Annotated in this window: 20 protein-coding genes and 1 pseudogene; 12 read left to right on the top strand and 9 right to left on the bottom strand. The window is 59.1% G+C overall.

The window, feature by feature from the left end:
• Positions 1 to 91 precede the first annotated feature (91 nt).
• Positions 92 to 1,576 carry an APC family permease gene (locus AC3IX1_RS05560; RefSeq protein WP_489387431.1) on the top strand — a complete coding sequence of 495 codons (1,485 nt, stop codon included), beginning with the start codon at positions 92 to 94 and terminating at the stop codon, positions 1,574 to 1,576.
• Positions 1,577 to 1,633: 57 nt separating this feature from the next.
• Here AC3IX1_RS05560 and AC3IX1_RS05555 read toward each other — a convergent pair whose 3' ends face one another.
• Both AC3IX1_RS05555 and AC3IX1_RS05550 read right to left on the bottom strand, forming a co-directional pair.
• Positions 1,634 to 2,260: an RloB family protein gene (locus AC3IX1_RS05555; RefSeq protein WP_489387430.1), complete on the bottom strand. Its 627-nt coding sequence runs from the start codon at positions 2,258 to 2,260 to the stop codon at positions 1,634 to 1,636.
• A gap of 2 nt (positions 2,261 to 2,262) precedes the next feature.
• Positions 2,263 to 3,513: an AAA family ATPase gene (locus AC3IX1_RS05550; protein WP_489387429.1), complete on the bottom strand. Its 1,251-nt coding sequence runs from the start codon at positions 3,511 to 3,513 to the stop codon at positions 2,263 to 2,265.
• 438 nt (positions 3,514 to 3,951) lie between these two features.
• Here AC3IX1_RS05550 and AC3IX1_RS05545 point away from each other — a divergent pair, with 438 nt between their 5' ends.
• A complete protein-coding gene (locus AC3IX1_RS05545; RefSeq protein WP_489387428.1) occupies positions 3,952 to 4,458 on the top strand; it encodes a BRO-N domain-containing protein in 507 nt (168 codons plus the stop codon).
• Between the two features lie 64 nt (positions 4,459 to 4,522).
• On the opposite strand, the gene AC3IX1_RS05540 is transcribed toward AC3IX1_RS05545, so the two are convergent.
• Positions 4,523 to 4,708, bottom strand: a complete 186-nt coding sequence (locus AC3IX1_RS05540; protein WP_489387427.1) for a hypothetical protein — start codon at positions 4,706 to 4,708, stop codon at positions 4,523 to 4,525.
• Positions 4,709 to 5,124: 416 nt separating this feature from the next.
• Between AC3IX1_RS05540 and AC3IX1_RS05535 the strand changes: the two genes are divergently transcribed.
• The 8 genes and pseudogenes from AC3IX1_RS05535 to AC3IX1_RS05500 form a co-directional block, all read left to right on the top strand.
• Positions 5,125 to 6,753 (top strand): glucan biosynthesis protein D, encoded by a 1,629-nt coding sequence (locus tag AC3IX1_RS05535; protein WP_489387426.1) that lies wholly within the window; start codon positions 5,125 to 5,127, stop codon positions 6,751 to 6,753.
• Positions 6,754 to 7,030: 277 nt separating this feature from the next.
• Positions 7,031 to 7,945 carry a glutamate/aspartate ABC transporter substrate-binding protein gene (locus AC3IX1_RS05530; protein ID WP_489387425.1) on the top strand — a complete coding sequence of 305 codons (915 nt, stop codon included), beginning with the start codon at positions 7,031 to 7,033 and terminating at the stop codon, positions 7,943 to 7,945.
• Between the two features lie 194 nt (positions 7,946 to 8,139).
• Positions 8,140 to 8,886 (top strand): amino acid ABC transporter permease, encoded by a 747-nt coding sequence (locus tag AC3IX1_RS05525; RefSeq protein WP_007985720.1) that lies wholly within the window; start codon positions 8,140 to 8,142, stop codon positions 8,884 to 8,886.
• Positions 8,886 to 9,557, top strand: coding sequence for an amino acid ABC transporter permease (locus AC3IX1_RS05520; RefSeq protein ID WP_095145156.1), 672 nt, complete (start codon positions 8,886 to 8,888; stop codon positions 9,555 to 9,557). The genes AC3IX1_RS05525 and AC3IX1_RS05520 overlap by 1 nt, the downstream gene beginning before the upstream one ends.
• Positions 9,554 to 10,288: an amino acid ABC transporter ATP-binding protein gene (locus AC3IX1_RS05515; protein WP_057716227.1), complete on the top strand. Its 735-nt coding sequence runs from the start codon at positions 9,554 to 9,556 to the stop codon at positions 10,286 to 10,288. The genes AC3IX1_RS05520 and AC3IX1_RS05515 overlap by 4 nt, the downstream gene beginning before the upstream one ends.
• A 221-nt stretch (positions 10,289 to 10,509) precedes the next feature.
• The gene (aauS, locus tag AC3IX1_RS05510) at positions 10,510 to 12,411 is read left to right on the top strand and encodes a two-component sensor histidine kinase AauS (protein WP_489387424.1); all 1,902 of its coding nucleotides are present in this window, start codon (positions 10,510 to 10,512) and stop codon (positions 12,409 to 12,411) included.
• Entirely contained in the window at positions 12,408 to 13,736 is a 1,329-nt protein-coding gene (aauR, locus tag AC3IX1_RS05505; RefSeq protein ID WP_489387423.1) for a two-component response regulator AauR, read from the top strand. The genes aauS and aauR overlap by 4 nt, the downstream gene beginning before the upstream one ends.
• 23 nt (positions 13,737 to 13,759) lie before the next feature.
• Positions 13,760 to 13,846: pseudogene (locus AC3IX1_RS05500) on the top strand (GlpM family protein); the annotation flags it as partial.
• Positions 13,847 to 13,902: 56 nt separating this feature from the next.
• Here AC3IX1_RS05500 and AC3IX1_RS05495 read toward each other — a convergent pair.
• From AC3IX1_RS05495 to AC3IX1_RS05485, 3 genes are all read right to left on the bottom strand, one after another.
• Complete coding sequence (locus tag AC3IX1_RS05495; protein ID WP_489387422.1) at positions 13,903 to 14,811, bottom strand: hypothetical protein; 909 nt, start codon at positions 14,809 to 14,811, stop codon at positions 13,903 to 13,905.
• Positions 14,808 to 15,503 carry a hypothetical protein gene (locus AC3IX1_RS05490; protein WP_489387421.1) on the bottom strand — a complete coding sequence of 232 codons (696 nt, stop codon included), beginning with the start codon at positions 15,501 to 15,503 and terminating at the stop codon, positions 14,808 to 14,810. The genes AC3IX1_RS05495 and AC3IX1_RS05490 overlap by 4 nt, the downstream gene beginning before the upstream one ends.
• 259 nt (positions 15,504 to 15,762) lie before the next feature.
• A complete protein-coding gene (locus tag AC3IX1_RS05485) occupies positions 15,763 to 16,797 on the bottom strand; it encodes an alpha/beta fold hydrolase (protein ID WP_489387420.1) in 1,035 nt (344 codons plus the stop codon).
• A gap of 208 nt (positions 16,798 to 17,005) precedes the next feature.
• Between AC3IX1_RS05485 and AC3IX1_RS05480 the strand changes: the two genes are divergently transcribed.
• Complete coding sequence (locus tag AC3IX1_RS05480) at positions 17,006 to 22,237, top strand: dermonecrotic toxin domain-containing protein (RefSeq protein ID WP_489387419.1); 5,232 nt, start codon at positions 17,006 to 17,008, stop codon at positions 22,235 to 22,237.
• A gap of 117 nt (positions 22,238 to 22,354) precedes the next feature.
• Complete coding sequence (gene metR / locus AC3IX1_RS05475) at positions 22,355 to 23,272, top strand: transcriptional regulator MetR (RefSeq protein ID WP_007985733.1); 918 nt, start codon at positions 22,355 to 22,357, stop codon at positions 23,270 to 23,272.
• A 121-nt stretch (positions 23,273 to 23,393) separates the two neighbouring features.
• Here metR and AC3IX1_RS05470 read toward each other — a convergent pair whose 3' ends face one another.
• The 3 genes from AC3IX1_RS05470 to AC3IX1_RS05460 are packed head-to-tail and all read right to left on the bottom strand — an operon-like array spanning position 23,394 to position 24,999.
• Positions 23,394 to 23,891 carry a GNAT family N-acetyltransferase gene (locus AC3IX1_RS05470; protein WP_489387418.1) on the bottom strand — a complete coding sequence of 166 codons (498 nt, stop codon included), beginning with the start codon at positions 23,889 to 23,891 and terminating at the stop codon, positions 23,394 to 23,396.
• A gap of 2 nt (positions 23,892 to 23,893) precedes the next feature.
• Positions 23,894 to 24,532, bottom strand: a complete 639-nt coding sequence (locus AC3IX1_RS05465; RefSeq protein WP_489354518.1) for a LysE family translocator — start codon at positions 24,530 to 24,532, stop codon at positions 23,894 to 23,896.
• A gap of 23 nt (positions 24,533 to 24,555) precedes the next feature.
• Positions 24,556 to 24,999 (bottom strand): NUDIX hydrolase, encoded by a 444-nt coding sequence (locus tag AC3IX1_RS05460; protein WP_489387417.1) that lies wholly within the window; start codon positions 24,997 to 24,999, stop codon positions 24,556 to 24,558.
• Positions 25,000 to 25,539: the final 540 nt, after the last annotated feature.

Genomic DNA, 25,539 nt, shown 5'->3' with positions numbered 1-25,539 from the left:
CAAAACAATAACCACCGATCCGGGCGGTGCCCCAAGGCCCCGTCACGGTTTCGGACATCCGAAATCTGCCGATTTTCCGGAGCTATCACATATGAGTGCAACACCCGATCTCTCTGCAGCCCTTGCCGACAGCGATGCCGAGCAACTACGCAAGCTGGGCTACACCTCCAACTTCAATCGCAGCATGAGCCTGTGGGAAAACTTCGCCCTGGGCTTCACCTACCTGTCCCCGGTGGTCGGCGTGTATACCCTGTTCGGCCTGTGCCTGGCCGCAGGCGGGCCACCGATGTTCTGGGCCTACTTGCTGGTCGGTTGCGGCCAGTTGCTGGTGTGCCTGATCTTCGGTGAAGTGGTTTCGCAGTTTCCGATTTCCGGCGGTGTGTACCCGTGGGCTCGCCGCTTGGTGGGCAAGCGCTGGGCATGGATGGTCGGCTGGATCTACTCCATCGCCCTGTGCGTAACCATCGCCGCCGTTGCTGTCGGTGCCGGTCCGTACCTCGCCGCCATGATGGGCTTTGAACCGAGCAACAACACCAACATCATCATCGCCCTGTTCCTGACGCTGTTCGCCACTCTGGTCAACCTCAGCGGCACCAAAGTGCTGGCGCGGATCGCCATGTTCGGCTTCCTCTGCGAATTGGTGGGCGCGGTGATCGTCGGCGTTTACCTGCTGATTTTCGAGCGTCATCAACCGATCAGCGTGTTGTTCAACACCTTCGATATCAGCGTCGACGGCTCGTACCTGCCGGCCTTCCTCACTGCCTCGCTGGCAGGGATGTTCCTGTACTACGGCTTCGAGGCCTGCGGCGACGTGGCCGAAGAGACCCCGAACCCGAGCAAGAAAATCCCGGTGGCCATGCGCATGACCATCTACATCGGCGGCATCGCGGCGATGTTCGCCTGCCTGGCGCTGATCCTGGCCGTGCCGGACATGCAAGCGGTGATCAACGGCACCGACAAAGACCCGGTCACCACCATCCTCAACAACGCTTTTGGGCCAGTCGGCTCGAAAGTAGTGATGGGTGTGGTGATGATTTCCTTCATCTCCTGTGTGATCAGCCTGCAAGCGGCAGCCAGTCGTCTGCTGTATTCCTACGCCCGTGACGAAATGGTCATCGGCAGCCGACTGCTGAAGAAGATTTCCCCTACGACTCAGGTTCCAGTTGCCGCGCTATTCGTGTCCGGAGTCCTGCCGGCACTGATCATCATCCTCGGCTTCTTCCTGCAAGACGCGGTCGCCACCATCGTCAGCTTCGCGGCCATCGGCATCTACCTGGCTTTCCAGATGATCGTGCTCGCGGCCCTGTACGCCCGCATGAAGGGCTGGAAACCGAGCGGCAAATTCACCCTCGGCGCCTGGGGCTGGGCGGTGAACATCGGCGCGCTGGTCTATGGTGTCGGTGCCATCATCAACATGGCCTGGCCACGCACCCCGGATGCCGCGTGGTACATCAACTACGCGATGGTGCTGAGTACGGCCATCGTGATTGGCCTGGGCCTGCTCTACATGTGGATCGCCAAGCCGTATGACCACGGCATGGCGCCTGCTGGGGATGCCTGGAAGGTTAGTCGGTAAAGTATTGGCCTTCGAACAAACACCCTGCCCGTCGCGATGCGGGCAGGATTCACGGCGCTAGATTGGCTGGGGTTTAGAGAGGCTTTCGAATTCATCAATCAGTAAATGGATTTCGGTACTGGGATTCGGTTCGCCGCTGATGGCGACGTCTTCGATGATCTTCGGTGCCAGGGTTCGTGCTGTTTGGAAGGGTTCTCCCAGCAGTTGGGCAAAGTAACTGATGTCTTTGCCCTTCTCGTATTTCTCCATGCTGGGTTTTTCTCGCAGACTCTTGCTAACCAAATCGCCCGGGGAGCGTTTGCCGACAGCTCTGAAGGGCTTTCGGTTAAAACCGAAGTGCAGCAGAAGCCAAAACTCAAAGCAGGGATACGATGCAATGACTTTGATCTTTGGATGAAGCTGCGCAACATTCAATGCCCGCTGGAAGCAAAGGTGTGTATCGCGATCCAAAACACAAAACACTTTGTCGAAGCGCTTCTGCCGGATGATTGCTCGCTCAACAATGCCACTCGGATGCGTGACACCGCAGTGAGCAATTTCCACCTGAGTCTTGGCCCGAAAATAAAATGCAGCTTCTTCCAGATATCGCTTTCCTGACTTGCTGTCCTCGCACAGCACCAACACTTTAGGCTGAGGCTTGTACAGTGAAGTCTTGCGATCAAATGACTTACCTGAGTTCGCCATGCTTATCCCTGCCTTATCAGCGGTAATCCGCGATAGCGGCCTTCAAAGTAGCGTTTCTCGACATCCTCACTCTCTTTCCCCTCAAAATCGTGAATGGAAAACAAACATGTGGCGCCGTTGACATCACGTTCGGTAATCCAGAACTGATCCCGCCGCAGGATCTTTTCATTCATTAGATGGGTGTCGTGCGTTGTAAAAATCAGCTGGGTATCGAGGCCACTGTCCAGATGCTTGCCGATCAAGTCAGCGACGATGTCTGGATGAAGACTGCTGTTGAGCTCATCGACACAAAGCACCCCGCTACCCCCCGCCTGACTCATCATGAACCAGGGCAACCAAAAACCAATCAGGTTCTTTGTACCGCACGATTCTTCTGAAAAATCAAACTCCGCAGCACCTAAATGACTGGAGTGTGTGAGGGTCACTTTGTTCTTTTGAACCGCCGCGCAGATCTCCTTCAGGGTAGGTTTTTTATTGTTCTGAACGGAATCGAACTCGTCTGAATTGAGCTCAATGATAGAGACGGGAATGTCCAATGCCTTGAGAAAGTCCCGAAGACCGTTCGTTTGGCTCGATACCATCTGAAGAAATCGGATCGACGCCGTCGACAGCTCCATCATGCTGTTCTGCTCGACCACGAGAAGTCCGGTTTGGAACCAGCTGAACGGCATTCGCAATTGAGTCATTTCTTCATTACTGTTCTTCACGGCCTGCGCGAGAAAGAGCATTTTTGGGCTCGTCAGACGCCGCCATGCGCCGTGCACTTCTTTCCCGCCCTCCAGCGTTTTCCCGAAAACATAACGCTCCCCTTCGGCGTCGAATTGGCGGTCATACAGGAGCGTTTCTTTCCCTCTCGGATAAGAGAGCAACTGCTCTTTGACAATCCGCTGTCCGGTTAACCCCAGCACAAACCGATAGCGCAGCCCTCCTTGAATGAAGTTGTATTCAAATACGCTGGGCGCATCCTTCAACGCGCGATCAAAACGAAAAGGCGAAACCGATAGCAATTCGTCACTGGGATTGGATTCCGTTGCGAGCAAGCGCCCGACGATCCCCATCGCGCGGACCAATGAAGACTTGCCGGAAGCGTTTGGGCCGTAAATCGCAGCCACCTTCAACAGATCGGGGAGCTTTTCTGCGCAGGGCGGCTTGAATGTGTTACGCGTTTTGCTCAGGAGAGGAGTCGCCGCCATGGACAAGGTTTGCCTGTCCCGGAAAGAGCGGTAATTGGTAACCGAGAATTCGATCAGCATGGAGAAAACCTGCAGTTCGTTTGCTGGGTTCGAATAAATAAAGGAAAAAACGCGCTTCAGGTGCTGCTTCTCTGCAGCCAATGCAAAAACAGAAAATTCCTACAGTCGAAGCCTTCCTGAAAAACCCTCGATTCCTACAATAAGCGTCGCCAGAGTAGACTTGGCGCCGCGAGCGCCTGACCGATAGGCTTTGCTCCGTCGCTGCCAAATCAGCGGCCCGGAGTCGAAGCCGGAACAAGTCAAAACGGTGCTCGTGTGCCCCCATAGAACTGTGGCTGTTTTATGCCTTCAGTTCTGCATTATGGCGGGCCGTGTGGCGCGGGCCTTTCGGCTTCCGTTTTGACTTGGAAGTGTCCCGACTTCGAACGCCACTCGGTCCGCCACCCAATCTGTCGAAGGGTTGGTGGCGACTTTCCAAGCCAAAACGGAAATCACGCTATGCCAATGCATCCTCAAAGCTCGCCTCTTCCCTATTTCGATCCCACCGTCTTCACCCGCCACAACCGCTTCCTCCATGCCTTCATGCAAGACAATCAAGCCTGGTTCTGTGCCCAGGATCTGGGTCGCTTGATGGGCAAACCACTCAATGAACGCCTGACCCTGAAACTCGATCCCGACCAACGTCGCACCGTCTGGCTGCGCAAGGACGGCAAAACGGTCGAAACCCTGATGGTCAGCGAATCAGGCATGTACGCCTTGCTGGTGCACCACTTCGTCCCGGAAAACCGCAATCTGCGTCAGTGGTTGAGCAACGAAGTCATACCCTCGCTACGTGATGCGAAATCAGCGCCTGTGGAAAACCTGCCATGCCTGAGTTCCTTGAATTGGGCCGGAGTTTCGGTGCCCTTGCTGCATTACCAACATCACGCCTGGATCAAGTGGCGAGACATGCCTGAGCTGATGCAGGTACAGCGACCCTTCCCAATCGCGGGCACTTGCCGTTGAAGGGATAAATCGGGCTGATGAAAAAAGGGACAGACTTCACAGTCCGTCCCTTTGGTTTGCCTCATTAAAACCTCGAAACACTCCTCATCGCATCCACCAGATACCTCATCGCGATCCTGTCGCTCTCCGACAGCTCCCGATAGCGCTCCACCAGTTTCATTTCCTCGCTATTGAGCCGGCGTCTTCGTCGCCCCAGGGACAGACACGGAAAGATTCCCAACATTTCGGTGATGCCTTGTACTTTCGACATGGACGATGTCCTTCTAAACGTCAAAGAAAACTGCAAAAAACCGCATCGCCCTCCCCCTTTTCAGCAGCCGCATCGTGCCGACTGAACCGCACCGGTCTTTCGGGCATAAACCGGTCATGTGCACAGAATAGAAATATTCCGGGCGCTGAAAAGCGGTTTTTAGAGTAATTAGTCGAAAAAAGCAGAAATGCCCTGTAAATCAGAAACCCCTGTCGGAATTGTTTCCCGACATGTCTTGTTTCATTGCCGAGCCGGCGCAGTGCCATCAATCAATTTTGCTCTGCAATCGAACGGTTTAAGCTGTCGGGCATCTGTGTAAAAGTCCGTTGCGTTTGGCCGAAGGCATGTCCGAACCGATATTTCTGATCCAGCACGTGCCAGGAACGGCGCGGGATTGTTCACGACAGGTTGTATTTATGCACCGCAGGAACTTGCTCAAAGCCTCCATGGCCATCGCGGCCTACACCGGTTTGTCCGCCACGGGCCTGTTGGCCGCCAAGGCCTGGGCCGCCAGCGGCGGAACCGCTGATGGCGAGGCCACCGCGTTCGATTTCGAGGCGCTGAAGCTCCAGGCCAAACAGCTCGCCAGCAATCGCTACCAGGACACCAAGCAACAGTTGCCGCCGACACTGGCGACCATGACGCCGCAGAACTTCAATGCGATCCGCTACGACGGCAATCATTCGTTGTGGAAAGAGCTCAAGGGTCAACTGGACGTGCAGTTTTTCCACGTCGGCATGGGGTTCAAGCAGCCGGTGCGCATGTACAGCGTCGATCCGAAAACCCGGATGGCCCGCGAAGTGCATTTCCGCCCGTCGCTGTTCAACTATGAAAACACCACGGTCGACACCGTACAGCTCAAGGGCGACCTGGGTTTCTCCGGCTTCAAGTTGTTCAAGGCCCCGGAGCTGGACAAGCACGACGTGGTGTCCTTCCTCGGCGCCAGTTACTTCCGTGCGGTGGACGCCACCGGCCAGTACGGTTTGTCGGCCCGCGGCCTGGCGATCGACACCTACGCCAAGAAACGCGAAGAATTCCCCGACTTCACCAAGTTCTGGTTCGAGACACCGAACAAGGACAGCACCCGCTTCGTGGTCTACGCCCTGCTCGACTCGCCGAGCGCCACCGGCGCCTACCGCTTCGATATCGACTGCCAGGCCGAGCGCGTGGTGATGGAGGTCGATGCCCACGTCAACGCGCGCACCGCCATCGACCAGTTGGGCATTGCGCCGATGACCAGCATGTTCAGTTGCGGTACCCACGAACGCCGGATGTGCGACACCATCCACCCGCAGATCCACGACTCCGACCGCCTGGCCATGTGGCGCGGCAACGGCGAGTGGATCTGCCGCCCGCTGAACAACCCGGCGACCCTGCAATTCAATGCCTTCGCCGATACTGACCCGAAGGGCTTCGGCCTGGTGCAGACCGACCACGAGTTCGCCAACTATCAGGACACCGTCGACTGGTACAGCCGCCGCCCGAGCCTGTGGGTCGAACCAACCACCGCATGGGGCGAAGGCTCGGTCGATCTGCTGGAGATCCCGACCACCGGCGAGACCATGGACAACATCGTCGCTTTCTGGACGCCGAAGAAACCGGTGGCTGCGGGGGATTCGCTGAACTACGGCTACAAGCTGTACTGGAGCGCATTGCCGCCAGTCGGAACGCCGTTGGCACGGGTCAATGCGACCCGTTCGGGCATGGGCGGCTTCACCGAGGGCTGGGCGCCAGGCGAGCATTACCCGCCAGTATGGGCGCGGCGCTTTGCCGTGGACTTCACCGGTGGCGGCCTGGACCGCTTGCCCGAAGGTACGGGCATCGAGCCGGTCGTTACCTGCTCGAACGGCGAGGTCAAGGATTTCAGCATCCTGAAGCTCGACGACATCAAGGGCTACCGCATCCTGTTTGACTGGTACCCGACCAATGACAGCGTCGAGCCTGTCGAGCTGCGCCTGTTCATCCGCACCAACGACCGCACGCTGAGTGAAACCTGGTTGTACCAGTACTTCCCGCCAGCACCCGACAAGCGCAAGTACAGCTGATGACCGGGTAGCACCCTGCCACCATTCGGTTTTCCGAACGTGACCTGCGGGTCGGTTCGGTTAACCGGATCATCCCAGTGAAATCTCAACGCAAAAAATATTTAATTCCCTTACAAATCAAGGCTTTGATCAATTCACACTGGTCTGGCACGAGTCATGCTCTACACTTCTTCGACGAATGTCCTTTGCGCCGACTCTCAATAGCGCTCAGGTGTTTTGCAGCACAAAAGGGCCGATGAACTGGCTCCATAAAAAAAACAAAGTCGAGGAAAATTTGATGCGCATCGTTCCCCATATCCTGGGCGCAGCCATTGCTGCCGCTCTGATCAGCACGCCAGTTTTCGCCGCCGAGCTCACCGGCACCCTGAAGAAGATCAAAGAGTCCGGCACCATCACCCTGGGCCATCGCGACGCTTCCATTCCGTTTTCCTATATCGCGGATGCTTCCGGCAAACCGGTCGGCTACTCCCACGACATCCAGTTGAAAGTCGTCGAAGCGCTGAAAAAAGACCTCGACATGCCGAACCTCCAGGTCAAGTACAACCTGGTGACTTCGCAAACCCGTATCCCGCTGGTGCAGAACGGCACCGTGGACCTCGAGTGCGGTTCCACCACCAACAACGTCGAGCGTCAGCAGCAAGTTGACTTCTCCGTTGGCATCTTCGAAATCGGTACTCGCCTGCTGTCCAAGGCAGACTCCAAGTACAAGGATTTCCCTGACCTGGCCGGCAAGAACGTCGTGACCACCGCCGGCACCACGTCCGAGCGCATCCTCAAGGCGATGAACGCCGACAAGCAGATGGGCATGAACGTCATCTCCGCCAAAGACCACGGCGAGTCGTTCCAGATGCTGGAAACCGGCCGTGCCGTGGCTTTCATGATGGACGACGCCCTGCTGGCCGGTGAAGCTGCCAAGGCCAAGAAGGCCAGTGACTGGGCCGTAACCGGCACTCCACAGTCCTACGAAATCTACGGCTGCATGGTGCGCAAAGGCGACGAGCCGTTCAAAAAGGCTGTGGATGACGCCATCAAGGCCACCTACGCATCGGGCGAGATCAACAAGATCTACGAAAAATGGTTCATGGCGCCAATCCCGCCAAAAGGCCTGAACCTGAACTTCCCGATGAGCGACGAACTCAAGGCCCTGATCGCCAAACCGACTGATAAAGCGGCTGACGACAAGAAGTCCTGATTTCTGACTAACCTTATCTCCTGAGAGGGCCCTCGCCCTTTCAGGAGGTTGTCACTTCCTGCTGGCATTTTTTGGAAACACTCGAACCGGTGGATGTCGAGCCGGGAGCGTGTGCCTGATCGTAAAGATCAGGAGGGAACGGAGCTTCCCCCAAGCGGGCACTTGTACATCGATTGAACTGAGGGGAGACCCTAATGAATTACAACTGGGACTGGGGCGTGTTCTTCAAGTCCACCGGCGTGGGCAGCGAGACCTATTTCGACTGGTACGTGACCGGCTTGGGCTGGACCATCGGCATCGCCATCGCGGCCTGGATCATCGCCCTGACACTGGGCTCGATCCTGGGCGTCATGCGCACCGTGCCGAACCGCATCGTATCGGGCATCGCCACCTGCTACGTCGAACTCTTCCGTAACGTGCCGCTGCTGGTTCAGCTGTTCATCTGGTACTTCCTGGTGCCCGATCTGCTGCCTGCCGACCTGCAAGAGTGGTACAAGCAGGACCTGAACCCGACCACTTCGGCCTTCCTCAGCGTCGTCGTGTGCCTGGGCCTGTTCACCACCGCCCGGGTTTGCGAACAGGTGCGCACCGGTATCCAGGCCCTGCCAAAAGGCCAGGAATCCGCGGCCCGCGCCATGGGTTTCAAGCTGCCGCAGATCTACTGGAACGTGCTGCTGCCCCAGGCCTACCGGATCATCATTCCGCCGCTTACCTCGGAATTCCTGAACGTCTTCAAGAACACCTCCGTGGCCTCGCTGATCGGTTTGATGGAACTGCTCGCGCAGACCAAACAGACCGCCGAGTTCTCCGCCAACCTGTTCGAAGCCTTCACCCTGGCAACGCTGATCTACTTCACCCTGAACATGAGCCTGATGTTGCTGATGCGCCTGGTCGAGAAGAAAGTCGCCGTACCGGGCCTGATTTCCGTAGGGGGTAAATGATGGAATTCGACTTCTCGGGCATCATCCCGTCCCTGCCGGGCCTGTGGAACGGCATGGTCATGACCCTGCAACTGATGGCGCTGGGCGTCGTCGGCGGGATCATCCTCGGCACCATCCTGGCGTTAATGCGCCTGTCCCACAGCAAGCTGCTGTCGAACATTGCTGGCGCCTACGTTAACTACTTCCGCTCGATCCCCTTGCTGCTGGTGATCACCTGGTTCTACCTGGCGGTGCCGTTCGTGCTGCGCTGGATCACTGGCGAAGACACGCCGATCGGCGCGTTCGCCTCGTGCATCGTGGCCTTCATGATGTTCGAAGCCGCGTACTTCTGCGAAATCGTCCGCGCCGGTGTGCAGTCGATTCCCAAGGGCCAGATGGGTGCTGCCCAAGCACTGGGCATGTCTTACGGGCAGATGATGCGCCTGATCATCCTGCCGCAAGCGTTCCGCAAGATGACGCCGCTGTTGCTGCAACAGAGCATCATCCTGTTTCAGGACACCTCGCTGGTCTACGCCGTCGGCCTGGTGGACTTCCTCAATGCTTCGCGCGCCAGTGGCGACATCATTGGCCGCTCCAATGAGTTCCTGATTTTCGCGGGTCTCGTGTACTTCATCATCAGCTTTGCCGCCTCGCAGCTGGTCAAGCGTCTGCAAAAAAGGTTCGCCGTATGATCTCTATCAAAAGCATCAACAAGTGGTATGGGGACTTCCAGGTACTGACTGATTGCAGCACCGAGGTCAAAAAAGGCGAAGTGATCGTGGTGTGCGGGCCATCCGGTTCCGGCAAGTCGACCCTGATCAAGTGCGTCAACGCCCTGGAACCGTTCCAGAAAGGCGACATCGTGGTCGACGGCACCTCCATCGCCGACCCGAAGACCAACCTGCCGAAACTGCGTTCGCGCGTGGGCATGGTGTTCCAGCACTTCGAGCTGTTCCCGCACCTGACCATCACCGAAAACCTGACCATCGCGCAGATCAAGGTGTTGGGCCGCAGCAAGGAAGAAGCCACCAAGAAAGGCCTGCAACTGCTCGAGCGCGTCGGCCTCTCGGCCCACGCCCACAAGCACCCGGGCCAATTGTCCGGTGGTCAGCAGCAGCGTGTGGCGATTGCCCGTGCGCTGGCGATGGACCCGATCGTCATGCTGTTCGACGAACCGACCTCGGCGCTGGACCCGGAAATGGTCAACGAAGTGCTCGACGTGATGGTGCAACTGGCCCACGAAGGCATGACCATGATGTGCGTGACCCACGAAATGGGCTTCGCCCGTAAAGTGGCCGACCGGGTGATTTTCATGGACCAGGGCAAGATCATCGAAGACTGCAAGAAAGAAGAGTTCTTCGGCGACATCAACGCCCGCGCCGAGCGTACGCAGCACTTCCTCAACAAGATTCTGCAGCACTAAGCAAACACCGCCCCCTCTGTGGAGGCGGGCTTTTGTGGCGAGGGGGCTTGCCCCCGTTGGGTCGCGGAGCGGCCCCTGCATTGCAAAGTCGAACCGCACGCACAGTGTTTACGACTGCTTCGCAGCCGAACGGGGGCAAGCCCCCTCGCCACAGAGCTCGCTCCCACAGGGGGCGGCGGTGGCTTGCAGATTTGTGTTGTGGTTGACCCAAGGCATCTGTGATGAAATGCGACCCCACTCTTTATCGCGCAGCGTCGCCATCACTCGCCGTGAAACCCCGTCTGGTTCGTCATTTGTTCCTGCCGCCGCTGATCATCGCCATGATGATCGGCCTGGGCTATATCGGCTTCTGGATCAGCGAGCACTATGGCATTCGCAGCCTTGGCGAGAACGGTCAGCGTCAGCTGGAACTGCACGCCCGTGCCGTCGAAAGCGAAATCAGCAAATACACCTACCTGCCCAGTCTGCTGGAACTCGAAACCAGTGTTTCGCAGTTGCTGGCCGACCCGACCCCGGAACACCGGCAGACGGTCAACGATTACCTTGAAGGCCTGAACCGGCGCAGCCGCAGTCGGGCCATCTACGTGATGGACACCACCGGTCGCGTCATGGCCACCAGCAACTGGCGCGATGTCGACAGTTACCTGGGTGAAGACCTGTCCTTCCGAGCCTATTTCCAGAACGCCGTGCGCGGTCAGCCGGGGCGCTTCTATGGCATCGGCAGCACCAACGGCGAACCCGGTTACTACCTGGCCCATGGCCTGGAAGAACACGGCAAGATCATCGGCGTCGCCGTGGTCAAGGTCCGCCTGGAAGCCATGGAAGAACGCTGGCAACGGGCACGCCTGGAAGCCTTCGTCAGCGATGAAAACGGCATCATCATTCTGTCCAGCGATCCGGCGCGCCGTTTGAAATCGGTGGTGCCGCTGAGCGAAGAAACCAAGGAAAAACTCGCCCGCAGCCTGCAGTACTACTGGTTCCCGCTCAACGAATTGCAGCCGCTGGCTCGGGAAACCCTGTCCGAAGGCGTGGAAAAACTCACGTTCCCGGCCAACAGCGAACTGGTGTCCGACGACGAAAACATCAGCTACCTGGCACAGACCCGGCCGTTGAGCGATACGCCGTGGAATTTCACCCTGCTCACGCCGCTGCAGGATCTGCGCCGCGAAGCGATCAACCAGGGGATTCTGGTGGCCGTGGCGTTTGCCCTCTTCGCCTTTCTGTTGATCGCCTGGAACGAGCGGCGCAAGGTAATCGCCACCCGTCTTGCGGCCCGGGAAGCCTTGCAGGAAGCCAACAACCAGCTGGAGCGTCGGATTACCGAACGCACCACCGACCTGCGCGCCAGCAACGAACGGCTCAAGGGCCAGATCCGCGAACGCCGGCTCGCCGAAGAGACCTTGCGCCGCGCCCAGGATGAATTGGTACAGGCCGGAAAACTCGCGGCCATCGGCCAGATGTCCACCAGCATCGCCCACGAACTGAACCAGCCGCTGGCGGCGCTGCGCACCTTGTCCGGCAATACCGTGCGCTTCCTCGAACGCGGCCAGCTCGACGTGGCCAGCACCAACCTCAAGACCATCAACGAACTGATCGACCGCATGGGCCGCATCACCGCCAGCCTGCGCTCGTTCGCCCGGCGCGGGGACGACAAGGGCCAGGCCTGCCTCGGCAAAGCGGTGGACGCGGCCCTGCAATTGCACGGCGCACGAGTGGAAAACACCCCTCTGCAATTGCACCGCCATTTCCAGGCTGTGCAGGTGCAGATCGACCAGACCCGCCTGGAGCAGATTCTGGTCAACCTGATCGGCAACGCCCTCGACGCCATGCAAGCGCAGCCGCAACCCGAGCTGTGGCTCGAAGGCGAAGCGTTCGATGGCAAATACCGCCTGCGGGTGTGTGACAACGGCCACGGCATCGACGCCGAAGCGCGCAAGCACCTGTTCGAACCGTTCTTCACCACCAAACCCGGCGAACAGGGCCTGGGCCTTGGCCTGACCCTTTCCGCCAGCCTCGCCGCCGCCACCGGCGGTCACCTGGGTGTCGAGCACCCGGCCAGCGGTGGTACCGCATTCGTCCTCAGTTTACCGTTGGTAAGCCCCACTCCCGCCGAGCCAATATGAACAACGACCTTAGTGTATTGATCGTCGAAGACGACCCCCATGTGCTGCTCGGCTGCCAACAGGCCCTGACCCTGGAAGACATCCCCTGCATTGGCGTGGGCAGCGCCGAAGAAGCCCTGGAGCGGGTCGGCGACGATTTCGCCGGCATTGTCGTCAGCGACATCCGCCTGCCGGGCATCGATGGCCTGGAACTGCTGACCCGGCTCAAGGCCCGCGACCGCAGCCTGCCGGTGGTGCTGATTACCGGCCACGGCGACATCTCCATGGCCGTCGGCGCGATGCAGAAAGGCGCCTACGACTTCATGGAAAAGCCGTTCTCCCCGGAGCGCCTGGTTGATGTCGCCCGCCGCGCCCTGGAGCAGCGCGGTCTGGCGCGGGAAGTGTCGTCGCTGCGTCGGCAACTGGCCGAACGCGACTCCCTCGAAGGGCGGATCATCGGCCGCTCGCCGGCCATGCAGAACCTGCGCGAACTGATCGCCAACGTTGCCGATACCTCGGCCAACGTGCTGATCGAAGGCGAGACCGGCACCGGCAAGGAACTGGTCGCGCGCTGCCTGCATGATTTTAGCCGGCGGCACACCAAGCAGTTCGTGGCATTGAACTGCGGCGGTCTGCCGGAAAACCTGTTCGAGAGCGAAATTTTCGGCCACGAAGCCAACGCCTTTACCGGCGCGGGTAAACGGCGGATCGGCAAGATCGAACACGCCGACGGCGGCACGCTGTTCCTCGACGAAGTGGAAAGCATGCCCCTGCCCTTGCAGATCAAACTGCTGCGGGTATTGCAGGAACGCACCCTCGAACGCCTCGGTTCGAACCAGAGCGTAGCGGTGGATTGCCGCGTCATCGCAGCGACCAAATCCGACCTCGTCGAGTCGAGCAAGGCCGGCGAGTTCCGCAGCGACCTGTATTACCGCCTCAACGTGGTGACCCTGGAACTGCCGCCGCTGCGCGAGCGCCGCGAAGACATCCTGCAATTGTTCGAACACTTTTTGCAGCAGTCATCCCTGCGCTTCGACCGCACGGTGCCGGAACTGGACAACCAGACCGTTTCGCACCTGATGAGCCACGACTGGCCGGGCAATGTGCGTGAACTGCGCAACGTCGCCGAGCGCTTTGCCCTGGGCCTGCCGGCGTTCAAGAAAAGCGGTGCCGGCGGCGGCAATCAGGGCCTGGCCTTTGCCGAAGCGGTGGAAGCGTTCGAGCGCAACCTGCTCAGCGATGCCTTGCAACGCAGCGGCGGCAACCTGACCCAGGCCAGCCAGGAACTGGGCATGGCCAAGACCACGTTGTTCGACAAAGTGAAAAAGTACGGCCTGAGCCATTAAGCGAGACCTGCGTGGACCTGATTCTCAAAGCAACCCTGGGTGCGGCGATGGTGGCGTGGTTGATGGCGGCCACTGTCTTGGTGACTGTCTGGGTTCGTTTCCAGACTTGAGCAAAGTCCCCTGTGGGCGCGAGCAGATGGCGGGATCTTGAGCGCTCCCTTTCGAGTCAGCGCCCGTATACCTTCTCGAGCTGCGCCTGGGTCAGCGCATCCTCAAACGGCACCGGCACTGACTTCACCGCGCCGTAGAGGTTGCGGTAACGCCAATAGCTACCGTTGTTGGCCAGTTGATAACCGCGCTCGACCACGCGCTGACCATCGAGCACGTACCGCAAGGTTTCCTGGGCGGCCGGCGGAGGCGTCGGCTGCATAAGGTCGGTGGCCAGGACCCGCATGGACTCGTCGATGCACTCGTCGAGCAGGGCGGTGACTTTCGCCAGTTCAAGCACACCGTCATCGACACATTGGTTGCCGCAACGACGGATCGGCTGGCTGGTGACCTCGATGCGCATACGGTACAGCGGCGAACCGGCGATGTCCTGGACCTGAACCTGATTGATCAGGACAAAACTGCCGCGATCCGGAGTCAGCATCAGTTTCGGTTCAATTAACAATCGAGCCGTAACCTGCCCCTCGCCCTGCTTGAGCCCAGCCGCTTGCGAAGCCTGCTGATAGCGCTGCTGCAGACGTTCCTGCAGTGGCACGCCGGCGAGCAAATCAGCCATTGGCCGCGCGTCCTTGAGGGCGGTCTTTTCCGCATCGCGCTGCAAGGTGCCGCTGCCCATCTGGGTATTGACCAGACTGGCAACCATCACCCCGGCCAGCCCGGCACTGGTGCCAGAGTTCAGCAACAGGGCCTGACTCGACGAGGCCGCCTTCAAGGCGTCCTTGCTATCGATCACCGTACTGGCCCCGACAAAGGCTTGTGGCACTTGCACTTCGACCTTGAGCCCGTGCGCCTGGACGTAAGGCAATGCCCCCGGGTCTTTGAAACCGGCCTCGGGAGCCGGTTTCTGCGCACAACCGCCCGACATCAGCAGGGCCAGCGCGCTGGCCACTACGATTGAATGCTTCATTTGGCGAACGGGGTGATCATTTGCTGACGGCTGCTATCCACAGCCTGGTAGAACGCATTGGACAGGTTGGTGTAAGTCGGCTCGTCCCACTCGCCCTGTGCGGCTTGCACCGCGACAAATGGCTGGAACCACAACAATTTGTTGTCCGTCAGATCAACCACCATGCCTTGCCCGCCCACCTGTGCCATCGGCACGCTGGTTGGCACGACACTGTAGTAACTGCGGGTCGCACCGGTGGCGGTGACATACACCAACAGCAGACGATCGACGCCATATTTGGCCTTGATCGGGGTCAAGTCCCTGGTCGTGTAACCTTCGCGGAATTTAATTTCCTTATAAGCCGTCAAATCCACTTTCTCGTCGATGCGCTTGGCTTTGTAACCCTTGGCCTGCAACTTGGCGACGATCGCATCCGGCAAAGTATCGAAGTCTCGAACCTGCCAGGTTTTGACGTTGTCACTGAGCTTGCTGTTGACGCCCGAATTGATGGCGTAATCGAGAATCCCCTGGTTTCCGGTCAATGCCAGCACAGGGGGCGGCAAGATGCTGATTGCCACGCCGATGGTCGGCTCCTTGGCATCCCAGAATTGTTGGTCAAGCGGTACCGGAGGTTGCACGTTGGCGCAGCCGGTGAGGGTCAGGCAGGCAAGCAATGTCAGTGCTGCAAATGTACGTAGAGCGTGAAATGTCATGGATCAAATCCCTATGATTGAAAACGTTGTTGCATCTATCGGCAGCAACGGTCAAAACATTAGTGGCACATTGACACTTATTTGACGACTGCAATCATTACGCACCTCGCAACTGGAAAGGCGCCGGAAAACTTGCACGCCCCCCTGGTGTCTGAGTACGCGGCAGGCCCCTTGCTCGTGATGGCGGTATGTCAGTCAATGATGATGTCGACTGATGCCCCGCTATCGCGAGTAGGCTCGCTCCTACAGGTGATTGGGGTTAAAGGAGGTTGCGATCGACCACAGGCTCGATCTGTGCCCAGTGCGAAGTGTCTTCACGATGCTCGCGCAAATACGGCAACACCGCCCCCAGCAACGGCGCCTTGAACACCTCCTGGAAGCGATGGGCCAGGCCCGGAATCAGGACCAACTGACTGCCACGCAGATGCGCCGCCAGATGCACGCCGTGCATCACCGGCAACAGCGGGTCGGCGGTGCCATGCACCACCAGCGCCGGCACTCGCAACTGGTTGAGCAGGGTCACCCGACTCGGCTCGGCAAGAATGGCCATGATCTGGCGTTTCACGCCCTCGGGGTTGAACGCCCGGTCATAGGACTGCGCCGCCTGATGCAGCAGCGCCTGACGATCATCGGTGACCATCGGGCTGCCCAATGCCGCCAACAGGTCGGCCTGCTGCTCCAGGGCCACTTCGCGGTTCGGTGCGCCGCGCCGGGACAACAACTGCACCAGCGCCCCGCTCGGCGCCGGCAAGCCTTCGGCGCCGGAGGTGGTCATGATCAGGGTCAGGCTCTCGACCCGTTGCGGTGCCATGGCCGCCATGTGCTGGGCGATCATCCCGCCCATGCTGGCGCCCAACACGTGGAATCGGTCGATATGCAAGGCGTCCATCAGTCCCAGGCCATCGTCGGCCATGTCGGTCAGCGAGTACGGTGACGACACCGGCAATCCGAGTTTGTAGCGCAGCACTTCGAAGGTCAGGTTGGCTTCGGCCGGTGCTTGCCGCCAGGTCGACAGGCCGACATCGCGATTGTCATAGCGGATCACCCGAAAACCCTGCTGGCACAGCGCGACCACCACCTCGTCCGGCCAGTGGATCAATTGCCCGCCCAGGCCCATCACCAGCAGCAATGCCGGATCCGACGCACGACCGATGCTCTGGTACGCCAGGCTTACCTGGGCCAGATCCACCCGTTCAGTCGGAACATTGACGTCACAACGCGAAGCCGCCAGGGACGGCAGGCCAAACAACAACGCGGTCAGAAATACGATTCGTGAAAAGAATGAAGCACCCATGAAAAAACACCAAAACGCAGAACCCCAGTAGAGCGCGAGTCTGATGAAGTTTGTTCAAGCGCGCTGCCACAGTTCCATGACAGTTTGATGAACAGTGCCGAGCGGTCATCAGGCCGCACACCACCACGCGATAACTATGTACCACCAGCCCCGATACCGACTGACCTCTAATGGCCCGACTCACTCACCCATTGGAGTCCGTCACTTTATGCTCGAAGAACTCACCATCCCCCCAGCCGACTTCGGCCTGAGCCACCCATTGGCACAAAACCTGGACGAAAACCTGTATCTGAGCGCCTCGGCGCGCTGGAAAGATTGCCACGATCATTGGCTCGCCCTCATGGCGCAGAACCAGCAATCACCACTTGATGGAGCCTGGTGGAGTGCGCGTGCGCGCGGCACGAATCTTTCGCGCAAGGCCCAGGCAATCCGCTTGTATCGCCAGCATTTCGAGGTGTCGAGCCAGTTGGCATTCGCCGAAGGCACCTTGAGTGCTGAACAGATGAAAGCGCTTCAGGCACTCATCAACCCGGCAGTGCAAGCAACAACGCCCGAGGCCCATGTGTTTGTCGAACAACCGATGCTCAAGGGCGACAGTGGCCTGACTGTCGAACTGTCGGGAGCGTTGGTCATTACCCTGGACACCGATCAACCGGTTACTCAGTTACTGTATTTACCCTCTTCACCATCCGCCTGGATGAGCTTTGAAAACCGCAACGACCTGGAGCGCTGGCTGATCGAGCAGCAGCCGCAGTTGTTCGGCCAACTGCGCCTTGAAGCAGAAAACATCAGCGTTGACTTCAGCGTCCTCGACGCTCCAGAGTTGGAGAAGAGTGCCGAGTCCCTGCAGGCAAGATTGTCTAGCCTGAGTGCGGATCGGCAACGTAACCAAACGGTTTTTTCCTTGCCCCCCGACCTACCGGAATCGGACGTCAGCGAAAGCCTCTTCCCATTCGGCCAACTGAGCCCGGATATTCCGCTGGGTATGCGGCTCGGTGCCCTGAGGCAACAGCAAACAGCGCTGGAAAACCTGCTCGGCAATGACTTTCAAGGCGACCACAACGACCCGCGCCTGCAACGGCTGCAACAGCAACTCGACGCCCTCGCGACTGCCGAGCAGGCCAGCAACGCCGCCGCGACGGCGCTCCTGCAAACAGAGACCGCACAGAAGATGCTGGAGCTGCGGCACCCGTCGAATCCGCATTACACCGCCCTTTACCAGGCACGCCTGAGCGGTTTGCGCGCTGAAGCCGAGCTGCAATTGAGCCTCAATCAGATCAGCAGCGAAGAACATCAATGGCTCAAGTCGGTGCTGGATGCTCCTGATCAAACCCGGCCGGCCGATGTGGTCGTCGCCCGCCTGATGCTGTTGGCGACTGACACCGAGGGCGAAACCACCCGGACTCAAACCCATGAGCTGGACGGTGTGCTGCTGTTTGCCCATGCATCCGCGTTGCTGCCGTCCTCGACCCACAGCCTGTTGCTCTATTGGCCAGGGCGCCTGGGTGGCCTGCAACGGTTCGCCTCTCGCCAGGCCCTGGAACAGGCGTTGTTCAAACTCTCGGCCAACGACACAACGCAAGCGCTGCAACTCTTGGCGCTGAGCGGCAATCCGTTCGAATACGCGTTGCAAATGCAGCTCTATACCTGCGTCCAACAAGTTATCCGGCTGATGACCGACAACCCCGTCCCCTCTCATGCCAGCCAACGCGCGGCGGAACTGGAAAACCTGCGCGAACAGACTCTCGCTCGCCTGACCGTCCCCATCGCCACAGCCCGCGAATTGGCTTACGCACAGCTGATCGAGCAAAACCACAGCAGCGCCTTGGCGGGTCGATTGCCGTCGTGGCTTGGCCAATTACCCGAGACTCGACGCAACGGCCTCAAGGCGCTGTTCACGTCGTACATCACAGCAATGAAGCGTTCCCATGAGTTGCTTGAACGCGAACTGCCGCCACGTGGCGCATTCAGCCAAAAGGCCATCGACGCCCGCCTGCGCCAGGAGTTCGGCCTCATGCAAAGCATTGAAGTGTTGCTGGACGTTCCCGACTCCACCACCTGGCGCAGAGTTGTCACCGAGGGCGCTGCGCCGGGGACGCCTCAAAAAAATAGGCTGATCGCCAGCCCGCAACGAAGCAAGCTCTCGCTCGCCGAATTGGCGCAAAGCAACATCAACCAGGCCATGTGGTGGCGTCTGTCGTTAATGCAGGTCGAGGTCAGCGGCCCTGACGAGGCTGAACGCCAGAAGGTGAAAAGCGGCATCACCCAAGCCTGGCTGCGCAAGATGGTCACCGAGCTGGATCTGGCCGGGAAATATGAAGCGCTGATCCGTGAGACCTTCCTCGGACCCTCGGGCGAGTCGGCCTTCAACAACCAATATCGCCGTGAATGCCTGAGCGAGCCTTGGCGCCTGATGCTCAAACTGCAAGGCGAGTTCGCTCTGCTGCAAAAAGATATCAAGCCTGACGGCCAGCAAGTGCTGGAGATCGCCATCGACGCCAATAGCCGCCAAGCTTACGCGGCCAACGGCAAACGCATCGTGCTATTGCCCGCACACCTCACGGTAGGCGGTGAGGACACGCCGAGACAGGGGCCGAGCACCTTGGCCGGGGTCACTTTCATCGAGGAACAGATCAAAGGCCTGACCCTGCTCTACCTGCCCGACAGCCCTGACGGAACAGTTCTGCGTCAGTACGACAGTCTGGAAGAGGCGCGCAAGGCTCTGTTCAACCTGTGCCTGCACACAAGAATGGTCAACTACCTGGCCGAACGGGCCCTGACCGGGGATTTCGCCCATCACGTCAGCCGGATCAACCAGGCCCTGTTGAAAAACTTCGATGGATTGATCGGCGTCGGCACAGCCTGGCCGGCCAGCACGTCCCTGGCAGCGCACCTGCTCAACGTGCATATGGGCCGATTGCTCGAAGCGCATCGGGCAACATCGCGCTCCAACGACGCTTTGTACCTGGAGGATGCCGCGTTGAAATGCGGCGCGCTGTTCAACTACATGAAGATGGCGCTGGGCATGGTGCCCTTTGTCGGCAGCGCCATTGCGCTGTATGACGCCTGGAACAGTGCCAACCTGGCGGTCGCGGCTTTTCTGCGCGGTGAAGTCGGTCACGGCCTGGCCGAGGTGGAAGCGGTGCTTCTGTCCCTGATTGATGCAGCAATGGACATTCTTCCCAGTGTTCCCGCCACTTCCAGAGGTGCACGCTCACTCACGCGCCTGCGCCAATTAAAAACACTGACCAAACGCCCGGGTGCCTTGCAGATCTCGACGCAACGGCAGGCGCGACGCACCCTGGAACGCTTCAAGGGCTATGAGTACGAACGCGAGATTTCCCTGGCCGGCCTGCAACCGGGCACCGAAGGCATTTATCGCAACGTGTATCGACACGCCGACGGCGACTTCATGGTCAGCCAGGGACGCATCTACCGTATCGAGTTGACCAACAACCCGCCGCAATGGCGTTTAAGCGCAACGAGCACGCGAACCTACAAACAACCGGTTGCCCTCGATGAAGCCGGCAACTGGAACACCCATTACGCGGTGTACGGCACCGTGACAGCAGGCGGCGGTGTCGGAGGCGGCGCGGTGCTCGGTCACATGGCCGACGGCCTGGACCCGCTGTGGCCGGCTGCCATTCGCCGCTGGCTGCCACGTTGGTGGACCGATCGGGCTTTGCGCCGGCAAAGAACACTGACCAACACCGCCGATGCCTACACCCTGCAACTCGGTACCCAGACTCGTCGCTCCAATGTCATCCTCAAAAACTATTTCAAACTTGAGCCAAGCCAGCGCCAACCCCATCGAGCCGATGCCGACATCGCCTGTGTAAACGACATCGATCTTGCACAGGCCCAGTACCTGAATCTTGAAGAACTGATGCAATTCAGCCACGGCCGAAAACGCGCGCAGATCGAAGACATCCAAAGCAGCTGCGCCTGGGTAATTGTCGATCGATTGGTGAGCCGGGTCACGTTGGCCAGTCAGCGATTGGTGGAACACCTCGACCGTATCGATCGGTTAGTTGCCCTTTCAGATGCGACACCCGTTAGCGATACATCGGCGCACTTGCGGCTAATGGCGCAACGCAAACAGGTTCGAAAAGACTTTCTCCAGGACTTCGACCAACTGCATCTGGCAGTCGAACAAACTCACCGATGGAACCGTCGTATCACCAACCGCACGCAAAAATCGGAGATGGCCAAAGACATCGCGAACTTTAGCGAGAAATACAGCAACGCCAACCGCGATTACCTGAAAGCAGCACATGCACTGGAAATCATCAGCCGCTATGACGCTGTTGCCGATCCGTCCTGGACGTACTTCCATATCCAGCTCAAAACCGCACGCAACAAGGTTGGACGCGCCCTACTGACCCAGCATCAACTTCCTGAAGTGCGTGCCAGTGTCAGCCAGCGCAACAAAGTGCTTGAAGACTGCCTGGCCATTTATGCCGAGTTCCGTCGCCACCTCAGCGCCTGGTCGCTAGGCTACCCGCAGCACCTTGATATGGATCAGGTCACAGCGTTTCTGGACAATCTGGCGAAGGTCGAAGACCACGCTCGGAGCTCCATCAAGAACCGGTCCTCTATCACGCCGAAAAAAGGACGTACCGCCCATCAACTGTTCGAGACCGAAGACAATAAATTGCTGATCGGGGTCGCCAGCGTTGATGTCACCACCCGGCAAACGCGGTTCACCATCAAGAGTGCCGATGGCCACACTGAAACCTGGCTACCCCGCTCCAGCGGCAAATATCACCTCAGTGAACCCGTTGGGGTGGCGCAAACTCCGCCTGCGACCGATGTCACGCCGTTACTGGTAGAGGCCAGGAAAAGGCTCGGCACCGTGGCGGCCTACCAAAGCAAAGTCGAAGGCTATGCCCGGCGAGATATGTTGCCAGTCGATCTTGAGCACATGATGAGCAGCGAAGCCGCGGAATTGAGCATGCGTGCCCAGACCATCGAACGGCTGTCGCCCTCGGAGCCTGTCGCGGTGCAATTGCGCAATCGCGCGGCTGAATTGTCGCTCGCCGGGCGCACATTGCGAATTGACCAGACCCTGAACAGCAAAACGCCTACCGAGGGATACCTCGACTATCTGCTGGAACAACGGGTGGTGGACATCCGCAAGGAAGGTGGTTTGCGGGATCTGGGCAAACGCCCGGACGGGCGCAGGGATTTTCTACAGGAGTATGAAGTGCGCGATCTGACCCGAAAACCGGCGCAAACCTTGTGGTATGCGCACTTTCACTACACCTCGGACACGCCTGTATTCAACGACTTCGTCAAAGGCCACCTGAAACTGCCGGAACAACGCAACCTGGGCCTGCAATGGCAGAAGGACGTGGCCGCCAGTGGCGGTACGGTCGATGCGATCTGGCGCGGCGACATCGGCAAACCGCTGGGCAACAAACACTTTTCCGCGCTGTAATGTAACAACGGCGGAGCACGCAATGTGCTCCGCCGTGCTTATGGTCGACAGCGGCATCAACATGAGACAAACTCACCATTTTCGATTTATCGACAAGTTTTCCTCATGGAGCCCCCGGTGCTTGAAATCCGTCACCTCAAGACCCTGCACGCCCTGCGCGAAGCCGACAGCCTGGTGGATGCGGCCGATCGCCTGCACCTGACCCAGTCGGCCCTGTCCCACCAGTTCAAGGAGCTGGAGGAGCGCATGGGCATGCCGCTGTTCGTGCGCAAGACCAAACCGGTGCGCTTCACCAGCGCCGGTTTGCGCCTGCTGCAACTGGCCGACGCCACCCTGCCGCTGCTGCGCGCCGCGGAACGCGACATCAGTCGCCTGGCCGGGGGCACCGCCGGTCGTCTGCACATGGCCATCGAATGCCACAGCTGCTTTCAGTGGCTGATGCCGACCATCGACCAGTTCCGCGACGCCTGGCCGGAAGTCGAACTGGACCTGGCCTCGGGCTTCTCCTTCGCCCCGCTGCCAGCCCTGGCCCGTGGCGACCTGGACCTGGTGGTGACCTCCGACCCGGTGGATCTGGCCGGGATCACCTATGTACCGCTGTTCACTTATGAAGCGATGCTCGCGGTGGCCAACCAGCACCGCCTGGCCAGCAAGGCCTATATCGTCCCCGAAGACCTGCTCCCGGAAACCTTGATCACCTACCCGGTGGAACGGGACCGACTGGACATTTTCACCCGTTTCCTCGAACCCGCCGACATCGAACCGGCCCAGGTCCGCACCTCGGAACTGACGGTGATGATGATGCAACTGGTGGCCAGCGGTCGCGGCGTGTGCGGCATGCCCCATTGGGCGCTGCATGAATACAGCTCACGGGGTTATGTGAAGGCCAAGCGGCTGGGTGAGAAAGGTCTGTTCGCCACACTATACGCAGCGATCCGCGCCGACATGCTGGATGCGCCGTACATGCGGGATTTTTTGCTGACGGCGAAGGACACGTCGTTTTCGACGCTGGATGGGGTTAGTGCGGTTCGATAGAGCGACAAAAATCCCTGTAGGAGTGAGCCTGCTCGCGATAGCGGTCTGACATTCAAAATCTGCATTGACTGACACGCCGCCATCGCGAGCAGGCTCGCTCCTACAGGAATCTTGGTGATCCTTATACTTCGCGCCACATATGGATCTTGTCGAAGTAATCTTCCCCCACCCGCACCGCCATCGGTTCCAGGCCGAACTGGACGAAACCGCAGTGCCGGTAGAGGTTGAACGCGGCATTGTTGCCGGCGGTGACGGTCAACTGGATCAGGCGCAACCCCGCCTGCTTGCGCGCCTCGGCCAATGCCGCCTGAACCAGTTGATAGCCGAGCCCGCGCTGACGGACCGTCGGCGAAATGTACATGCCAAACAACGTCGCCTTGTGCCGGGCTTTTTCCCGAGACTCGAACGCCAGCCCGACAATGCCAGCCAACTTGCCTTCTTCGAACACCCCGAACACCACATCGAGCTTGCTGGTCAGGCGCGATTCCCACCACGCCAACGGCATCGCTGCACGTTCGCGAACGCTCGACGTGAAAGCCTGCGGGTGCAAGTCGTAGGCTTCAAGCATCAGCTCTCGATAAGCCAGGGCATGGCTGGCATCCAGTCGTTCGATCCACATCCTCAGACCATCCGTTTTTGCTCAAGCATCAGCCGCAGCGCCAGCGCCGACAACACGAAGCCCATGAAATAGCGCTGCATCGCCAACCAGGTCGGATTGTTGACGAACCACGAGGCGATGCCCGCGGCAAACATGGCGATCAGCAGGTTGACGCAGAAACTGACGCTGATCTGGGTCAGGCCGAGGATGATGCTCTGGCTGAACACCGAACCGTGCTCCGGCGTGATGAACTGCGGAAACACCGACAGATAGAACACCGCGATTTTCGGGTTCAGGGCGCTGGTCAGAAAGCCCATGGTGATCAGCTTGCGCGACGAATCCGGGGGCAACTGCTGCGCCTCGAACGGCGAGCGCGCACCGGGTTTGACCGCCTGCCAGGCCAGCCACAACAGGTATAACGCACCGGCCCACTTCAACACCTCATAGGCCATCGGCACGGCCAGGAACACCGCGGTCAAACCGGCAGCGGCGGCAAACAGGTGCACGAAGAATCCGGCGACCACCCCAAGCAACGAGATCACCCCGGCCTTGCGCCCCTGGCAGATCGAACGGGAGATCAGGTAGATCATGTTCGGCCCCGGCGTCAGTACCATCAGCAACGCGGCAGCGGCAAAAATCAGCAGGTCTTGAAGCGGGATCATGGGCGAGGTCCTTTGCGTGATGATCAGGCGATCGCGGTCAGCGATGCTCGATAAAACGGCAGGATCAGGTCCCGAGTCAATGGCGCCAGGCTGACATCGCCGTCAGTGGCCGGGTCGATCCAGATCACCTCTTCGATCTCCGCCGCCGGGGTGACGTCTGCATCAATATTCAACTGAAAGAGTTCGGCGTGTACGACAAATCCCGGCTCGTTGGCGGCCGGTGCCGAGAAGTGACCAAGGTAAACGGCCTGCGCCGGGTCGATATCCAGACCCAGCTCTTCTTCCAGCTCCCGGGCCAGTGCATGAATCGGCAGCTCATGGGGTTCGATCTTGCCACCCGGTTGCATGAACGCCGTGGTACCGCGCTTGCGCACCAGCAACGTGCGACCGTCGGGGCCGATCAACAGGGCGGCGGCGATGCGGATGAGCCTGGAATGATTGAGTGAAACATCAGTAGAAGAAGACATCGCTGACTACAGGTCCATATTGAGGGATGCACAGAATCCCACGCCTTCAAAACTCGGCCAAGGATGAATCCAGAACTATCCGCCAACAAGCCCGGAAATTTCCCACGAACGACTTTGGTAGCGTGTTCTGCCGATCTTCACCGGTCAATCGCCCTCCGCCGCCACTGGAACGCCTTGCATGTCCGACATTTCAACGCTGAAAGAAAAAATCAACACCAGAACGTTTCCTCTCCTTCTACTGGGACTATTGACTGGTGGGCTCTATATAAATGTCTGGATGTACAAAACCTTCACGGCACTTGAGGAGGTCACCCACATCAAGACGATGAGCCCGGCTTTATTTGTCTTCTACCTGATCATCATTGGTTCTATCGGAACTCTCGGCTCGGTATCTCACTACTATGCATTCGCCCTTATAGGTGTTCTGTTCATACTATATTTACTGCTGACCCTGCTCTGGTGTTTCCGTGTACGAAGGGTGTTAAGGGCATATGCCTTGGCTGAACACAACTTCGAACTACGCATGAACCTGGTCTATAC

The organism is Pseudomonas sp. KH_046_2 (assembly GCF_057838985.1).
The sequence above is the reverse complement of the archived record's forward strand: the minus strand, read 5'-3'. Positions and strand labels throughout refer to the sequence as shown.

What these genes read in the sequence shown, in the direction of transcription:
- AC3IX1_RS05560 (WP_489387431.1), top strand. Translation starts at nt 92, where the DNA reads ATGAGTGCAACACCCGATCTCTCTGCAGCCCTTGCCGACAGCGATGCC.
- AC3IX1_RS05555 (WP_489387430.1), bottom strand. Translation starts at nt 2,260, where the DNA reads ATGGCGAACTCAGGTAAGTCATTTGATCGCAAGACTTCACTGTACAAG.
- AC3IX1_RS05550 (WP_489387429.1), bottom strand. Translation starts at nt 3,513, where the DNA reads ATGCTGATCGAATTCTCGGTTACCAATTACCGCTCTTTCCGGGACAGG.
- AC3IX1_RS05545 (WP_489387428.1), top strand. Translation starts at nt 3,952, where the DNA reads ATGCCAATGCATCCTCAAAGCTCGCCTCTTCCCTATTTCGATCCCACC.
- AC3IX1_RS05540 (WP_489387427.1), bottom strand. Translation starts at nt 4,708, where the DNA reads ATGTCGAAAGTACAAGGCATCACCGAAATGTTGGGAATCTTTCCGTGT.
- AC3IX1_RS05535 (WP_489387426.1), top strand. Translation starts at nt 5,125, where the DNA reads ATGCACCGCAGGAACTTGCTCAAAGCCTCCATGGCCATCGCGGCCTAC.
- AC3IX1_RS05530 (WP_489387425.1), top strand. Translation starts at nt 7,031, where the DNA reads ATGCGCATCGTTCCCCATATCCTGGGCGCAGCCATTGCTGCCGCTCTG.
- AC3IX1_RS05525 (WP_007985720.1), top strand. Translation starts at nt 8,140, where the DNA reads ATGAATTACAACTGGGACTGGGGCGTGTTCTTCAAGTCCACCGGCGTG.
- AC3IX1_RS05520 (WP_095145156.1), top strand. Translation starts at nt 8,886, where the DNA reads ATGGAATTCGACTTCTCGGGCATCATCCCGTCCCTGCCGGGCCTGTGG.
- AC3IX1_RS05515 (WP_057716227.1), top strand. Translation starts at nt 9,554, where the DNA reads ATGATCTCTATCAAAAGCATCAACAAGTGGTATGGGGACTTCCAGGTA.
- aauS (WP_489387424.1), top strand. Translation starts at nt 10,510, where the DNA reads ATGAAATGCGACCCCACTCTTTATCGCGCAGCGTCGCCATCACTCGCC.
- aauR (WP_489387423.1), top strand. Translation starts at nt 12,408, where the DNA reads ATGAACAACGACCTTAGTGTATTGATCGTCGAAGACGACCCCCATGTG.
- AC3IX1_RS05495 (WP_489387422.1), bottom strand. Translation starts at nt 14,811, where the DNA reads ATGAAGCATTCAATCGTAGTGGCCAGCGCGCTGGCCCTGCTGATGTCG.
- AC3IX1_RS05490 (WP_489387421.1), bottom strand. Translation starts at nt 15,503, where the DNA reads ATGACATTTCACGCTCTACGTACATTTGCAGCACTGACATTGCTTGCC.
- AC3IX1_RS05485 (WP_489387420.1), bottom strand. Translation starts at nt 16,797, where the DNA reads ATGGGTGCTTCATTCTTTTCACGAATCGTATTTCTGACCGCGTTGTTG.
- AC3IX1_RS05480 (WP_489387419.1), top strand. Translation starts at nt 17,006, where the DNA reads ATGCTCGAAGAACTCACCATCCCCCCAGCCGACTTCGGCCTGAGCCAC.
- AC3IX1_RS05470 (WP_489387418.1), bottom strand. Translation starts at nt 23,891, where the DNA reads ATGTGGATCGAACGACTGGATGCCAGCCATGCCCTGGCTTATCGAGAG.
- AC3IX1_RS05465 (WP_489354518.1), bottom strand. Translation starts at nt 24,532, where the DNA reads ATGATCCCGCTTCAAGACCTGCTGATTTTTGCCGCTGCCGCGTTGCTG.
- AC3IX1_RS05460 (WP_489387417.1), bottom strand. Translation starts at nt 24,999, where the DNA reads ATGTCTTCTTCTACTGATGTTTCACTCAATCATTCCAGGCTCATCCGC.